The 14,402-nt window shown below is 58.9% G+C and carries 13 protein-coding genes; 6 read left to right on the plus strand and 7 right to left on the minus strand.

The annotated features are described in order from the left end of the window. Positions 1 to 131 precede the first annotated feature (131 nt). From RHM69_RS22870 to secB, 3 genes are read left to right on the plus strand one after another with little or no spacing between them, the layout of a single operon-like run. A complete protein-coding gene (locus tag RHM69_RS22870) occupies positions 132 to 545 on the plus strand; it encodes a rhodanese-like domain-containing protein (protein WP_003187796.1) in 414 nt (137 codons plus the stop codon). A 1-nt stretch (position 546) separates the two neighbouring features. Then, positions 547 to 801 carry a glutaredoxin 3 gene (gene grxC, locus RHM69_RS22875; protein ID WP_019819989.1) on the plus strand — a complete coding sequence of 85 codons (255 nt, stop codon included), beginning with the start codon at positions 547 to 549 and terminating at the stop codon, positions 799 to 801. A 42-nt stretch (positions 802 to 843) separates the two neighbouring features. After that, on the plus strand, positions 844 to 1,323 hold the full coding sequence (secB, locus tag RHM69_RS22880; protein WP_014716520.1) for a protein-export chaperone SecB: 480 nt from the start codon (positions 844 to 846) through the stop codon (positions 1,321 to 1,323). A 159-nt stretch (positions 1,324 to 1,482) separates the two neighbouring features. Here secB and RHM69_RS22885 read toward each other — a convergent pair whose 3' ends face one another. Next, positions 1,483 to 1,938, minus strand: coding sequence for a tRNA (cytidine(34)-2'-O)-methyltransferase (locus RHM69_RS22885; RefSeq protein WP_003171120.1), 456 nt, complete (start codon positions 1,936 to 1,938; stop codon positions 1,483 to 1,485). Here RHM69_RS22885 and RHM69_RS22890 point away from each other — a divergent pair. Then, positions 1,937 to 2,377, plus strand: a complete 441-nt coding sequence (locus RHM69_RS22890) for a hypothetical protein (RefSeq protein ID WP_014716521.1) — start codon at positions 1,937 to 1,939, stop codon at positions 2,375 to 2,377. The two genes, RHM69_RS22885 and RHM69_RS22890, sit on opposite strands and share 2 nt — an antisense overlap. 445 nt (positions 2,378 to 2,822) lie before the next feature. Here RHM69_RS22890 and ntrC read toward each other — a convergent pair whose 3' ends face one another. From ntrC to glnA, 5 genes are all read right to left on the minus strand, one after another. Next, positions 2,823 to 4,259, minus strand: coding sequence for a nitrogen regulation protein NR(I) (gene ntrC, locus RHM69_RS22895; RefSeq protein WP_003187806.1), 1,437 nt, complete (start codon positions 4,257 to 4,259; stop codon positions 2,823 to 2,825). Continuing rightward, positions 4,256 to 5,341 carry a nitrogen regulation protein NR(II) gene (glnL, locus tag RHM69_RS22900; protein WP_014716523.1) on the minus strand — a complete coding sequence of 362 codons (1,086 nt, stop codon included), beginning with the start codon at positions 5,339 to 5,341 and terminating at the stop codon, positions 4,256 to 4,258. The genes ntrC and glnL overlap by 4 nt, the downstream gene beginning before the upstream one ends. Positions 5,342 to 5,704: 363 nt before the next feature. After that, the gene (locus tag RHM69_RS22905) at positions 5,705 to 6,241 is read right to left on the minus strand and encodes a chorismate mutase (protein WP_014716524.1); all 537 of its coding nucleotides are present in this window, start codon (positions 6,239 to 6,241) and stop codon (positions 5,705 to 5,707) included. A gap of 213 nt (positions 6,242 to 6,454) precedes the next feature. Next, positions 6,455 to 7,876, minus strand: coding sequence for a group II intron reverse transcriptase/maturase (ltrA, locus tag RHM69_RS22910; RefSeq protein ID WP_011805433.1), 1,422 nt, complete (start codon positions 7,874 to 7,876; stop codon positions 6,455 to 6,457). Between the two features lie 489 nt (positions 7,877 to 8,365). Then, complete coding sequence (glnA, locus tag RHM69_RS22915) at positions 8,366 to 9,772, minus strand: type I glutamate--ammonia ligase (protein ID WP_003187811.1); 1,407 nt, start codon at positions 9,770 to 9,772, stop codon at positions 8,366 to 8,368. A 334-nt stretch (positions 9,773 to 10,106) separates the two neighbouring features. On the opposite strand from glnA, the gene thiI reads away from it, so the two are divergent. Further along, complete coding sequence (gene thiI, locus RHM69_RS22920; RefSeq protein WP_014716525.1) at positions 10,107 to 11,561, plus strand: tRNA uracil 4-sulfurtransferase ThiI; 1,455 nt, start codon at positions 10,107 to 10,109, stop codon at positions 11,559 to 11,561. A gap of 139 nt (positions 11,562 to 11,700) precedes the next feature. Beyond that, the gene (gene typA, locus RHM69_RS22925; RefSeq protein WP_014716526.1) at positions 11,701 to 13,521 is read left to right on the plus strand and encodes a translational GTPase TypA; all 1,821 of its coding nucleotides are present in this window, start codon (positions 11,701 to 11,703) and stop codon (positions 13,519 to 13,521) included. Positions 13,522 to 13,730: 209 nt separating this feature from the next. Here the strand turns inward: typA and RHM69_RS22930 are convergent, their stop codons facing one another. Further along, positions 13,731 to 14,165, minus strand: coding sequence for a YkgJ family cysteine cluster protein (locus RHM69_RS22930; protein ID WP_003187815.1), 435 nt, complete (start codon positions 14,163 to 14,165; stop codon positions 13,731 to 13,733). Positions 14,166 to 14,402: the final 237 nt, after the last annotated feature.

Genomic DNA, 14,402 nt, shown 5'->3' on the forward strand with positions numbered 1-14,402 from the left:
TAAAGGAAGACAATGGAAAAGGGAGTGGCAGTTTAAAGCGAAGTTCCGAGCGCGTCACCGCTTTACGGGGGTTGGCCCTCCTTGGCGGCTGTGTATACTTACCGCCATTTTAACGCCCTGGAACCTCCTTGATGGTTGATCACCTGATTGCATTTGCCACTGCCCACTACCTGCTCGTGGGTGCCTTCGTCATCCTGCTGGCGCTGCTGATCGCGCATGAACTGAGCCGCGGTGGTCGCAGCCTGAGCACGTCGGAGCTGACCGCCCTGGTCAACAAGGATGAGGCCGTTGTCGTCGATATTCGCCCGGCCAAGGATTATGCCGCCGGCCATATCGTTGGTGCCCTGAACATTCCTCAGGACAAGCTGATCGCGCGCTTGGCCGAGCTGGAAAAATACAAGGCCAAGACCATTATCCTGGTCGACGCCCAAGGCCAGCACTCGGGCACCCACGCCCGCGAGATGCTCAAGACCGGCTTCACCGCCGCCAAGCTGTCGGGTGGTATCAGCAGCTGGCGTGGCGATAACTTGCCGTTGGTGAAGTGATATGAGCCAGGTTGTCGTATATTCCAGCGATTATTGCCCGTTTTGCATTCGAGCCAAGCAGCTGCTGCAGAGCAAGAAGGTCGCCTTCGAAGAGATCAAGGTTGATGGCAAGCCTCAGGTGCGCGCCGAAATGGCCCAGAAGGCTGGCCGCACGTCGGTCCCGCAGATCTGGATCGGCACCCGGCATATCGGTGGTTGCGATGACCTGTTCGCTCTGGAGCGCGCCGGTAAACTTGATGCGCTGCTGTCCGTCTGACTGCCAACCCCTTAAGAACCCCAAGATAAAGAAGGATCTGCGATGACTGATCAACAGAATACCGAAGCAGCAGAAGCTCAAGGCCCACAGTTTTCGCTGCAGCGCATCTACGTGCGCGACCTGTCGTTCGAAGCGCCGAAAAGCCCGGCGATCTTCCGTCAGGAATGGACCCCAAGCGTTGCGCTGGACCTGAACACCCGTCAGAAAGCCCTGGAAGGCGACTTCCACGAAGTCGTGCTGACCCTGTCGGTCACCGTCAAGAATGGTGAAGAGGTCGCTTTCATCGCTGAAGTGCAACAGGCCGGTATCTTCCTGATCCAGGGCCTGGACGAAGCGTCCATGAGCCACACCCTGGGCGCGTTCTGCCCGAACATCCTGTTCCCGTATGCCCGTGAGACCCTGGACAGCCTGGTCACCCGTGGTTCGTTCCCGGCCCTGATGCTGGCCCCGGTGAACTTCGATGCCCTGTACGCCCAAGAGCTGCAGCGCATGCAACAGGAAGGCGCGCCAACCGTTCAGTAATTTGCTGAGCGATGCCGTTCTAAAATGTGGGAGCGGGCTTGTGTGGGAGCTGGCTTGCCTGCGATAGCATCACTGCGGTGTGACTGACACACCGAGGTGCCTGCATCGCGGGCAAGCCCGGCTCCCACACAAGCCCGCTCCCACATTTGTTATGCGGTGTTATTTAAAGCCCAGTTGTCGCCAGCCTTCGTAAACAGCGACGGCCACGGTGTTCGACAGGTTCAGGCTGCGGCAGCCTTCACGCATCGGCAAGCGCAGGCGATGGCCATCGGGCAATGCGTCGAGCACCTCGGCCGGCAGGCCCCGGCTTTCTGGGCCGAACAGGAAGGCATCGCCCTCGGCAAAGCTGGCATCGTGAAACGGCCGCGAGCCCTTGGTGGTGAACGCGAACAGCCGAGGGTGGCCCAGGCTCTCCAGGCAACTGGCCAGGTCGGCATGGCGCTTGAGGGTGGCGTACTCGTGGTAGTCCAGCCCGGCGCGGCGCAGGCGCTTGTCGTCCATGTCAAAGCCCAGCGGCTCGATCAAATGCAGGTGGCAGCCACTGTTGGCGCACAGCCTGATAACGTTGCCGGTATTCGGCGGAATTTCTGGTTGAAAAAGGATGACGTGAAACATGCACGGCTCCGAAGGCAAAGATGCGCTGCATTCTACCCCCGAAGACGACCCGAGACCGAAGCTATTGCCGAGGGTGTTGGGCTCATTGGCGATTGTCGGCTTGATGATTGGCTTGATGATCGGTCGCTTGACCACCCCCGAGCCGCTTGAGCTGCAACAGGTAGAACCTGAGGCGGATGGTTTGGTGGTGTGGTTCAACGACGAACCCAAGCTGCACGGCGAGCATATCGACGGCACCGTGGCGTTGCTGTTTGACGCCCAGGGCAAGGCTGCCAGCGGGCAGCTCAAGGTCAATGACAAGGACGTGAATTGGCGCATACGCAAGACCGATGCTGGCCTGCTGCTGAACCTGGTGGCGGCTCGGCCGTTGCGTGGGGAGTGGAGCGGTGCAGAGGTCGATGGCCGCTGGCGGCTGGAGATCCATCTCCAAGAGCAATAAAAGAGGGAGTTCCCGGCCTGCCTGTACCAGGGCTCCCAAAACGGGGTGAAGCCTGAGGCTTCGGTGTTAAAGAGGGGATTCTCGGCCTGCCTGTACCAAGGTCCCCGAAACTGGGTAGTACTGGGGTTATTGCAGGGGGCGTGCCAAAACTTGCAATTGCTGCTGGAAAAAAATGCCAAAAAGCGCAAAGCCCCGGAATACGGGGCTTTGTTTGTTTCTACTGCCAAGAAATTTGTAGCAAAAGCGATAGGCGAGTTTTCTGGTCTGTGCTCAATGCCGGTTCATCGTGCATTGAAGCGGTGCACAGTCTGCAGGCATTGCACAAAACCAATGTGGGAGCTGGCTTGCCTGCGATGACGGCGTGTCAGCCCTATACTGGGTGACTGACACACCGTCATCGCGGGCAAGCCCGGCTCCCACACGGGGCCTTCAGCGGTCTTGGGGTTCAGGCTTCATCACCCTCGTCATCATCCCCACCATCCACCTTCATTCCCAATTCCTTGATCTTGCGCGTCAGGGTATTGCGCCCCCAACCCAGCAGCACGGCGGCATCACGGCGGCGGCCGGCGGTGTGTTTGAGCGCGGTCTCGATCATGATCCGCTCGAACGCTGGCACGGCGCTGTCCAGCAGGTTCGACTGGCCGCGTGCCAAGGCCTGGTCGGCCCATTGGCGCAGCGCCTGTTCCCAGTTGGTCACGGGAGCCGAGTCCTGCGGCAGGCTCAGCAGCTCCGGCGGCAGGTCGCTGATGTGCACTTCGCGCCCGGAGGCCATTACGGTGATCCAGCGGCAGGTGTTCTCCAGCTGGCGCACGTTGCCGGGCCACGGCAGATTCTTGAGGTATTCCTCGGTCTCGCTTTTGAGCAGCTTGGGCTCGACGGCCAGCTCCAGGGCGGCGCGGCTGAGGAAATGGCGGGCGAGGGTAGGGATATCTTCGCGGCGGTCCGACATGCGCGGAATGTGGATGCGGATCACGTTGAGGCGGTGGAACAAGTCCTCACGGAATTTACCCGCATGCACCAGTGTTTCCAGGTTCTGGTGGGTGGCCGCGATGATGCGCACATCCACCTTCACCGGCGTATGCCCGCCCACACGATAGAACTCGCCGTCAGCCAGCACCCGCAGCAAGCGAGTCTGAGTATCGGCCGGCATGTCGCCGATTTCATCGAGGAACAGTGTGCCGCCGTCCGCCTGTTCAAAGCGTCCGCGACGCAGGTTGGCTGCCCCGGTGAACGCGCCTTTTTCATGGCCGAACAACTCGGACTCCATCAAATCCTTGGGAATCGCCGCCATATTCAGTGCGATAAACGGCGAGGCCGCCCGAGGGCTGTGGCGGTGCAGGGCGTGGGCCACCAGTTCTTTACCGGTCCCCGATTCGCCGTTGATCAACACGGTGATGTTGGAATGGCTCAAGCGCCCGATGGCGCGAAACACTTCCTGCATCGCCGGCGCTTCCCCGATGATTTCCGGAGTACGGGTCAGGGTCGGCGGCGCTTCCTGGTTCTGTTGTTCCTGGGCGTGCTGGTTGGCGCGTTTGACCAGCGCTACCGCCTCATCCACGTCAAATGGCTTGGGCAGGTATTCAAAGGCGCCGCCCTGATAGGACGCGACAGCGCTGTCCAGGTCCGAGTGGGCGGTCATGATGATCACCGGCAAGCGCGGGTGCTGCTCGCGAATGCGCGCCAGCAAGTCCAGGCCACTGGCCCCAGGCATGCGGATATCGGAAATGATCACGTCCGGTTGTTGACGTGCCAGGCGGCTCATCACCCCATCGGCGCTGTCGAAGCTCTGGGTGGTCATGCCTTCTTGTTGCAAGGCTTTTTCGAGGACCCAGCGGATAGAACGGTCGTCGTCGACGATCCAGACAGTTTCACTACGGCTCATGTCGTGGGGGCTCCTTGTTCCAATGGCAGGAAGATCGAGAACGTGGTGTGGCCGGGGTGGCTCTCACATTCGATCAGGCCCTGGTGCTGGCTGATGATGTTCTGGGTAATGGCCAGGCCCAGCCCGGTACCGTCCGGGCGGCCGCTGACCATGGGAAAAAAGATGGTTTCCTGCAGCTCCGCAGGAATTCCGGGGCCGTTGTCGATGATCTCGACCTTGGTCACCAGGCGATGGCGCACATGGCCGATGGTGAACTGGCGCAGGGCACGGGTGCGCAAACTGATGCGGCCCAGGCGCAGCTCGTTCTGGCTGCTGATGGCCTGCATGGCGTTGCGCACGATGTTGAGCACCGCCTGGATCATCTGTTCGCGGTCGATCAACACGTCGGGAATACTTGGGTCGTAGTCGCGCACCAAGGTGATGCAGCCTTGGCTTTCGGCCTCGACCAATTGGCAGACCCGCTCCAGCACCTCATGCACGTTGGTCATTGCCAGGGACGGCAGCTTGTTGGAGCCGAGCATGCGATCCACCAGGTTACGCAGGCGGTCGGCTTCTTCGATGATGACGTTGGTGTAGTCCTTGAGGTGCTCGTCCGGCAGCTCGCGGGACAACAACTGTGCCGCGCCGCGAATACCGCCTAGCGGGTTTTTGATCTCATGGGCGAGGCCGCGCACCAGCATCTTGCTGGTTTCCTGCTTGGACAGCTGCGCTTCCTCCTTGGTGATGCGCAGCAGGCGGTCGCGGGGGTGGACTTCGAGCAGCAGCAGGGTCGCGCCATTGCTCAGGATTGGGGTCACGGCGTAGTCGACGGTCAACGTTTGTCCGGTGAGCGCGGTGAGCATCGCTTCGCGCTTGGTGAACGGATGTGCCTGCTCCACGGCCTGGCGCAACGAACTCAAGGCTTCGGCCGACTCGGTGAACAATTCGCTGATGAACTGCCCATGGCTGCGCTGGCCGCTGATCGCCAGGAGCATCTCCGCCGCCGGGTTCATGTACTCAAGGCGCAGGTCGGCATTGAGCAGGATGGTCGCGGTGGTCAGGTTGTCGAGTAACAAACGGTGCAGTGCATCGCTGATGGTCATCGGGACCTCTTTTGGAGCAAGGCGCGGGCTTGAGGCACACGCTGATACAAGGAAAATGCAAAAACCAAACCAAGGCTCCGAAAAGAAGCGCTAATGCCCTGAAATAAGGGGTTCAGGCGCGAAACTGTGGCGTTCTGCCAGCCTCAACGGGAAGTTTCGAACCAAAATGGGCTGGGCAATTGAGAAGGGTGCAGGCTATCGCACCAATATAGTGCGGTTTTGTGAAGGTTGTTCAGCCACTGAAGATTGAAGGCAAATCGCAGTCAGTGTGGGAGCTGGCTTGCCTGCGATAGCTGTGGTGCATTCAACACCGTTATCGCAGGCAAGCCAGCTCCCACATTTTTAATTGGATTTGCAGTCCTTTTAACCTTTATAGATGCAAAGCTCGGCGGTGGCGCGGATCATCGCCAGCTGGCGCAGCGGATCATTCAGCGGTTCGTGCACGGCCTCGGCCAGCCATTGGGGGCATTTGGGGTCTGTGCGCAGGGGCGTGAAGTCAGCCAACTGCTGCAGCAGCCTTTTTTGCAGCGCGTCCAATTGCGGGCGAATCTGCTGGACCAGGTCCGGGCGCGGGTCGTCGGGCGCTTTGCCCTGGAACTGCCAGTCGGACAGGTGGGTATATTGCACCAGTTTGTTGGCTTCGATCTGGGCGGCGAAGAACTGCTCGGCAGCGGCCGGGTCCAGCTTGTAGCTCGGCGCCTGGGCAGTGACGCTGGCGATCACCTCTTGTTCGCGCTTCTTGTCCTCCACGGGCTTGTGGCTGTCCCACTTGCTCAGTGCTACCTGGTCGGCAATCTCAAGGCGTTCGGCGATGCTGTTGAGCAGGGGTTCGAGCGTAGGCGGCGCAGCGCTCGCACTGGCACTGATGAACAGCAGGGCAAATACAAGTCGATATCTCAAAGGTGATCTCCTGTGGGAGCGGGCTTGCCCGCGATGGCGGTGTGTCAGTGATACAGCAGGTGGCCGGCAGTGCGCTATCGCAGGCAAGCCAGCTCCCACACTTTGATTGGGTTTGAAGAGTTGGGCTAGCGTAACGCCCAGGATCGAGTAGGAGGCGGATTCACATCCGCCGTCCTCTCACACCACCGTACGTACGGTTCCGTATACGGCGGTTCAGGTTATACGGTTAAGTCGGTTTATCGTATCCAGTATCGAGACCAGCCCGAGGCGGTCCCACAGCTTCTTCGGCAACGCCTGATTCATATGGGGCGCTCCCGAGTTCCACCATGGGCCTCGGCCATTGACTGCCGATTTCCACGCCCGCGCCGCATTAAGTCCCAAGCGTATCAAGTTGCGCGCCCTCGTAGAGGGCCGCTTCCATTGACGCCAGACGATACAGCGAAGCTTGTGACGCACCCAGCCGTCCAATTCCTCAAGTGGCCGTCTGCTCTGGCTCAGCTTGAAGTAGCCCGCCCATCCGCGCAGCACGGGGTTTATCCGCTCGATGACAGTCGCCACCTTGTGGCCCCGCGCTTTACGTAGCAGCTCTCTGAGCCGGTCGCGCAAGCGACCCAGGCTCATCGTCGCCACTCTCAGTCTCGGTTGCTGATGCCAGCTCATCCCGTAACCCAAGTAATCACACATCCAAGACCCGGCTACTCGGCTCTTATCCCGATTCAGCGTTAGTTTCAGGCGCTGATTCAGGAAGCGCTCAACACTGGCCATCACTCGTTCGCCAGCACGAGGGCTGCGCACATAGATGTTCGCATCGTCGGCATAACGCACGAAGCGATGACCCCGCCGTTCCAGCTCGCGGTCGAGTTCGTTGAGCAGGATGTTCGACAGCAACGGCGAGAGCGGGCCGCCTTGCGGCGTCCCTTCCTGCCGTCGGCTGGCGATCCCACCCGACATCTCACCGGCTTGGAGGTACCGCCGGATCAGTCTGAGCACGCGTTTATCTACGATTTGGCGCGCCACGTACGCCATCAGGAGATCGTGGTTGACCCGGTCAAAGAATTTCTCAAGATCGAGTTCCACGCACCAGCGATGCCCTGCCGCCACATGGGCGCGGGCTGTCTCGATGGCTTGGTGGGCGCTTCTGCCCGGACGGAAGCCGTAGCTGTAATCCGAAAACAGCGGGTCGAAGATCGGCGTGAGCTGTTGCAGCAGTGCCTGTTGGATCAGGCGATCCACGACGCAGGGAATGCCCAGTTGTCGGGTGCCGCCTTTGGGTTTGGGGATGTCGACGGCGCGTACACCTTGCGGGTGGTATTCGCCGGCCAGCAACCTCCTCTGGAGGATCGGCCAATACTGATTCACGTAGTCCGCCAAGTCGTCGACCGTCATGCCATCGGCACCCGGCGCGCCCTTGTTGCTGACCACGCGCTGATACGCACGTCTGAGGTTGGCCGGTGCAAGCACCCGCGCCATCAGCGTGTCCGGCTCCGCGTTCGTCCACGTCACAGATGCCGTCGATACCTTTGCGCTGTCAGCCGTCATCCTCGGATTCTGTCCGGGACTCGGAGTCACAGTCTTCTCTTGGAGAAATTTCTGCATTTCGGTATTCAACGAGACTCTGACGCCTACTGGCGGCATAACCTGTTCGGCCCTTGGTGGCGCGGTTATTCGCCACTTACTACGGCTTCGGCTGACTTCTGCACGCTCATCCCATCGCCTCTCGACGCTCGGTAGCACACTGGCAAACGTGCAGATCTCCCAGGGTAATTCGCGCGACCTTCCTGCTTATGCCTGTCGGATCTACGTCACAGCGTTCCGTGCAAGTATTGGGCTTTGAAGATTTTGGCCTTCTTACCCCGCTGCGCCGCCTCTATCCGCTTCCTGTTCGTCAGGCCAGCATTTTGCCTCGGGCTTCCTTCAGATTCGCAGTCACCCGCGACACCCTTGCCTCTGGCTAACACTTCCCCTTGCCGGGTGTGTAGAGGACTTTCACCTCCCAGTCACCAGCGTGGCCACCACAGCCAAGCTGGTTGCGCTTGCGCGCAACGCGCCATGCCTGGCGCACCAAAAAAAAGACCTCCCGAAGGAGGTCTTTTTCATCACGCTGCCTCAAGCAGCGCTACCGGATCAGCAGCTGTAGTACAGCTCGTATTCCAGTGGGTGTACGAAGGTGCGTACTTTGATTTCTTCTTCGCTTTTCAGGGCGATGTAAGCGTCGATGAAGTCGTCGCTGAAAACGCCGCCTTTGGTCAGGAACGCACGGCCCTTGTCCAGCTCTTCCAGGGCTTCTTTCAGGCTGCCGCACACTTGTGGGATCTCTTTGGCCTCTTCAGGCGGCAGGTCGTACAAGTTTTTGTCGGCGGCGTCGCCAGGGTGGATCTTGTTCTGGATACCGTCCAGGCCGGCCATCATCAGGGCGGCGAAGGCCAGGTAAGGGTTGGCAGCCGGGTCTGGGAAGCGCGCTTCGATACGACGGCCTTTAGGGCTGTTGACGTAAGGAATACGGATCGAGGCGGAGCGGTTGCGTGCCGAGTAGGCCAGCATCACCGGCGCTTCAAAACCTGGGACCAGACGCTTGTAGGAGTTGGTCGACGGGTTGGTGAAGCCGTTCAGGGCCTTGCCGTGCTTGATGATGCCGCCGATGAAGTACAGGGCGGTATCGGACAGGCCGGCATAGCCTTCGCCGGCGAAGGTGTTCTTGCCGTCTTTGGAAATCGATACGTGAACGTGCATGCCCGAGCCGTTATCGCCGTACAGCGGCTTAGGCATGAAGGTAGCGGTGCGGCCATAGGCATCGGCAACGTTGTGCACGCAGTATTTCAGGGTTTGAACTTCGTCAGCCTTCTTCACCAGCGTGTTGAATTTCACGCCGATTTCGTTCTGGCCGGCAGTCGCCACTTCGTGGTGGTGAACTTCAACGGTCTGGCCCATTTCTTCCAGTGCGTTGCACATGGAGGTACGGATTTCATGGTCGAAGTCGAACGGTGGTACTGGGAAGTAGCCGCCTTTCACGCCTGGACGGTGGCCTTTGTTGCCGCCTTCCACGTCCTGGTCGGACATCCACGAACCTTGCTCGGAGAAAATCTTGAACATGGAGCCGGAGATGTCGGATTTGAACTTCACCGAGTCGAAGATGAAGAACTCTGGCTCAGGGCCGAAGAATGCGGTGTCGCCGATACCGGTGGACTTCAGGTATTCCTCGGCACGGTGGGCGATGGCGCGTGGGTCGCGGTCATAGCCTTGCATGGTCGAAGGCTCGATGATGTCGCACACCAGGATCAGGGTTGGCTCTTCGGTGAACGGGTCGAGTACGGCGGTGCTGTCGTCTGGCAGCAGGATCATGTCGGAGGCTTCGATGCCTTTCCAGCCGGCGATGGAGGAACCGTCGAACATCTTGCCGACTTCGAAGAAGTCATCTTCCAGCGCATCGCGAGCCGGCATGGTCACGTGGTGCTGAGTGCCTTTTGTGTCCGTGAAGCGCAGATCAATCCATTTAACGTCATGATCTTTGATGAGTTGAACCGACTTCGACATGGTGTCCTCCGGGTGGCTTCGGGCTTGGGTAGTGGAGTTAGCCCTTAGAATTTGGGTGATGCCGGCGCGGATACTCCGCCAAGGCAACCTGCCTCACAAGAGAGCAAATTGCATGCCAGTGCGCCAACATGGCCGTTTTGCCTCAAAATAGCCCCTATAACGGTGCAATCGGCAAAAACGGCATAAATCGCGCACTGCAATGTAGCGTTTATTTGTGTAAATGACCCGTTTTGGTGCATTGCGTAGGCAATGCATATTAACTGGTTAAACCTTGAGCGATTTCCGCTATAATCCGCGCCCCCCTTTTTCAGCAGGCCCGGCGCGCGCTGTTTCCATGAAATTAATCGTTAAAGTCTTCCCCGAGATCACCATCAAAAGCCGACCGGTACGGACGCGTTTCATCCGTCAGTTGGCCAAGAACATCCGTGCCGTGCTCCGTGATCTGGACCCGGCTGTGGTGGTGAACGGCGTGTGGGACAACCTCGAGCTGGAAACCCGCATTACCGACGCCAAAGCCTTGAAGGACATGACCGAGCGCCTGAGCTGCATGCCGGGCATCGCGCATTTCCTGCAGGTGGATGAGTACCCGCTGGGCGACTTCGACGACATCACCGAAAAGTGCAAGCAGCACTACGGCAATGCGCTTGAAGGCAAGATTTTTTCGGTGCGTTGCAAGCGTGCCGGCAAGCACCCGTTCAGCTCCATGGATGTCGAGAAATACGTCGGCAGCAAGCTGCGTCGCGAGTGCGGTGCCGCTGGAATTTCCCTCAAAGCGCCGCAAATTGAAGTGCGCATGGAAATTCGCGACCAACGGTTGTTCGTGATCCACAGCCAGCACAACAGCATCGGCGGCTACCCGCTGGGTGCCCTGGAACAGACCCTGGTATTGATGTCCGGCGGTTTCGATTCCACGGTGGCGGCCTACCAGATCATGCGTCGCGGCCTGATGAGCCATTTCTGCTTCTTCAACCTGGGCGGGCGTGCACACGAATTGGGCGTGATGGAAGTCGCGCACTTTATCTGGAAGAAGTACGGCAGCTCCCAGCGCGTGCTATTTGTAAGCGTGCCGTTCGAGGAAGTGCTGGGCGAAATTCTCGGCAAAGTCGATAACAGTCATATGGGCGTAGTATTGAAGCGTATGATGTTGCGCGCTGCGTCCCGAATCGCCGATCAATTGCAGATCGACGCCCTGGTGACCGGCGAAGCGATTTCCCAGGTTTCCAGCCAGACGCTGCCGAACCTGTCGATCATTGATTGCGTGACCGAGAAGCTGGTGCTGCGCCCGCTGATCGCCAGCCACAAGCAGGACATCATCGACCTGGCCGAGCAAATCGGCACCGCCGACTTTGCCAAGCATATGCCTGAATACTGCGGGGTCATTTCGGTGAACCCCAAGACCCACGCCAAGCGTCACCGCGTGGAGCATGAAGAAAAAGAATTCGACATGGCGATTCTGGAGCGTGCGCTCGAGAACGCCAAGCTGGTGCCAATCGATCGAGTGATCGACGAATTGGGCCAGGATGTGCAGATCGAAGAAGTCAGCGAAGCCCTGGCCGGCCAGATCATCATCGACATCCGTCACCCGGATGCCGCCGACGACGAGCCGCTGGAGATTCCTGGCATCGACGTACAAACGCTGCCGTTCTATGCATTGAACGCGCGTTTCAAGGAACTGGATGACAGCCGTCAGTACCTGCTGTATTGCGACAAAGGCGTGATGAGTCGCCTGCATGCCCACCATTTGCTCAGTGAGGGGCATGCCAATGTGCGCGTTTATCGACCGAGCTAAGAGCCCGGGGCTGTTTGCCTGTGGCCTGCGTCACCGGCCCCCCGACTCTGCCGTCAAGCTGTAACGGCAAGGCCTGACTCTACTGTTAATCGCTGCCACGACCTGTCAGCACACCGAATCCTCTGATCGAGATACACAAGTGATCGAAAATCTACGTAACATCGCCATCATTGCTCACGTTGACCATGGTAAAACCACCCTGGTAGACAAACTCCTGCGTCAATCCGGCACCCTGGAGCGCAACGAGCTCAACGACGAGCGCGTGATGGACTCCAACGACCAGGAAAAAGAGCGCGGTATTACCATCCTGGCTAAAAACACCGCTATCAACTGGAACGGCTACCACATCAACATCGTGGATACCCCGGGCCACGCCGACTTCGGCGGCGAAGTAGAACGCGTAATGTCGATGGTTGACTCCGTTCTGCTGCTGGTTGACGCTCAAGACGGCCCTATGCCGCAAACCCGTTTCGTGACCAAGAAGGCTTTCGAAGCCGGCCTGCGTCCGATCGTGTGCATCAACAAGGTTGACCGTCCAGGCGCGCGTCCGGACTGGGTTCTGGACCAGATCTTCGACCTGTTCGACAACCTGGGTGCTACCGAAGAACAGCTGGACTTCCAAGTCATCTACGCCTCGGCCCTGAACGGTATTGCTGGTCTTGACCACACCGACATGGCTGAAGACATGACCCCGCTGTACCAGTCGATCGTCGACAACGTACCAGCACCGAAAGTCGACCGTGAAGGCCCGTTCCAGATGCAAATCTCGGCACTGGACTACAACAGCTTCCTGGGTGTTATCGGCGTTGGCCGTATCGCTCGTGGTAGCGTCAAGCCGAACACCCCGGTTGTTGCTATCGGCGCTGACGGCAAGAAGCGTAACGGTCGTATCCTGAAGCTGATGGGTCACCACGGCCTGCACCGCATCGACGTTGAAGAAGCTTTCGCTGGCGACATCGTATGCGTGAGCGGTATGGACTCGCTGTTCATCTCCGACACCCTGTGCCAGCCGGACAACGTCGAGGCGATGAAGCCTCTGACCGTTGACGAGCCAACCGTTTCCATGACCTTCCAGGTAAACGACTCGCCTTTCTGCGGTAAAGAAGGCAAGTTCGTGACCTCCCGTAACATCAAGGAGCGTCTGGACAAAGAGCTGCTGTACAACGTTGCTCTGCGCGTTGAAGAAGGCGACTCGGCTGACAAGTTCAAGGTCTCCGGCCGTGGTGAGCTGCACCTCTCGGTACTGATCGAAACCATGCGTCGCGAAGGCTTCGAAATGGGTGTTGGTCGTCCGGAAGTGATCATCCGTCAGGTTGACGGCGTGAAGCAGGAACCGTTCGAAAACGTCACCATCGACACCCCTGAAGAATCCCAGGGCAAGGTCATGGAAGAGATGGGCCTGCGTAAGGGCGACCTGACCAACATGGTGCCGGATGGCAAAGGCCGTGTGCGTCTGGAATACAACATCCCTGCTCGTGGTCTGATCGGTTTCCGTAACCAGTTCCTGACCCTGACCAACGGTGCTGGCATCCTGACCTCGATCTTCGATCGCTACGACACCATGAAGTCCGGCGACATGTCCGGCCGTCAGAACGGTGTTCTGGTATCGGTAGAAACCGGTAAGGCGCTGACCTACTCCCTGGAAACCCTCCAGGCGCGTGGCAAGCTGTTCGTTGAGCACGGTCAAGAGATCTACAACGGCCAGATCGTTGGTCTGAACAGCCGTGACAACGACATGGGCGTCAACCCAACCAAAGGCAAGAAGCTCGACAACATGCGTGCTTCGGGCAAAGACGAAACCATCGCTCTGGTTCCACCTGTTCGCTTCACCCTGGAACAGGCCCTGGAATTCATCCAGGACGACGAGCTGTGCGAAGTCACGCCTAAGTCGATCCGCCTGCGTAAGAAGATCCTGGACGAAGGCGAGCGTACCCGCGCTGCCAAGAAAGCCAAGAACTGAGTTAACTCAGGCTGAATGAAAAACGCCCCCGGTCGAAAGGCCGGGGGCGTTTTTTTATGCCTGCAGGTTTTGTGGTGACTGTGCCGTTGTGATCGTTCCCACGCTCCGCGTGGGAACGCCGCGTGGGACGCTCCGCGTCCTGCTTTCAAGAGCGGACGCAGAGCGTCCACAGCTGCATTCCCACGCAGAGCGTGGGAACGATCAAAAACTTAGAACTTGTCGAGGGTCTTGAAGTTAGTCTCGCGCACCACTTCCTTGGGCTTATACGCGCAATACCCCGGCCGCGGCCCGATTTTCGGGTGGTTGCGGCACGTATCCGGGCGTTTGTCATAAATAGTGCAAAAGCGCGTCTTACGATCCAGGTACAGGCAGTCGTTGTTGCTCATGCGCTGCAGGGTAAAAATTTCGGACTTGTTGTTGTACCGCTCGACGATGCCTTCTTTCTGCAAACGCTTGGCGATGTTCTTCGGCGGATCGCCGCGCTCGAACTCATCGACGATGCCAATGCGGATCAGGTCCTTGATCTTCACCTCAACCGGCAGGGTGCAGCAGCTGGACACGCAGCCGCCGCACATGTGGGCGGAATATTTCTGCCAGGTCTCTAGACGGTCGAGTTCCGCGGCGGCGATCAGTTGAGGCTTCATCAGGGTTCCAGGGTGGGGCGGTATACGGGCGCGGGATCATACCGGGATTGGTGGTTTTTTGAACAATATTTTGCAGGTTTCAGCTCAAAGGTTTGGCCACTGCCCGATCGGGCACGACCCCTGCATCAAATTCAGTCCATGGCGAATGAGTTAAAAAACTGCCGAACCAGCACGTCTACCGTCTGTCAGACCGACTAGGCTCTAGCAACTCCTTCAATCTCGCCCGAGGTCGCACCG

This window comes from Pseudomonas sp. CCI1.1, assembly GCF_034348165.1.
Classification (GTDB): Bacteria; Pseudomonadota; Gammaproteobacteria; order Pseudomonadales; family Pseudomonadaceae; genus Aquipseudomonas; species Aquipseudomonas paracarnis.

What these genes read in the sequence shown, in the direction of transcription:
- RHM69_RS22870 (WP_003187796.1), top strand. Translation starts at nt 132, where the DNA reads ATGGTTGATCACCTGATTGCATTTGCCACTGCCCACTACCTGCTCGTG.
- thiI (WP_014716525.1), top strand. Translation starts at nt 10,107, where the DNA reads ATGAAATTAATCGTTAAAGTCTTCCCCGAGATCACCATCAAAAGCCGA.
- RHM69_RS22930 (WP_003187815.1), bottom strand. Translation starts at nt 14,165, where the DNA reads ATGAAGCCTCAACTGATCGCCGCCGCGGAACTCGACCGTCTAGAGACC.
- ntrC (WP_003187806.1), bottom strand. Translation starts at nt 4,259, where the DNA reads ATGAGCCGTAGTGAAACTGTCTGGATCGTCGACGACGACCGTTCTATC.
- glnA (WP_003187811.1), bottom strand. Translation starts at nt 9,772, where the DNA reads ATGTCGAAGTCGGTTCAACTCATCAAAGATCATGACGTTAAATGGATT.
- grxC (WP_019819989.1), top strand. Translation starts at nt 547, where the DNA reads ATGAGCCAGGTTGTCGTATATTCCAGCGATTATTGCCCGTTTTGCATT.
- RHM69_RS22885 (WP_003171120.1), bottom strand. Translation starts at nt 1,938, where the DNA reads ATGTTTCACGTCATCCTTTTTCAACCAGAAATTCCGCCGAATACCGGC.
- secB (WP_014716520.1), top strand. Translation starts at nt 844, where the DNA reads ATGACTGATCAACAGAATACCGAAGCAGCAGAAGCTCAAGGCCCACAG.
- glnL (WP_014716523.1), bottom strand. Translation starts at nt 5,341, where the DNA reads ATGACCATCAGCGATGCACTGCACCGTTTGTTACTCGACAACCTGACC.
- RHM69_RS22890 (WP_014716521.1), top strand. Translation starts at nt 1,937, where the DNA reads ATGCACGGCTCCGAAGGCAAAGATGCGCTGCATTCTACCCCCGAAGAC.
- ltrA (WP_011805433.1), bottom strand. Translation starts at nt 7,876, where the DNA reads ATGCCGCCAGTAGGCGTCAGAGTCTCGTTGAATACCGAAATGCAGAAA.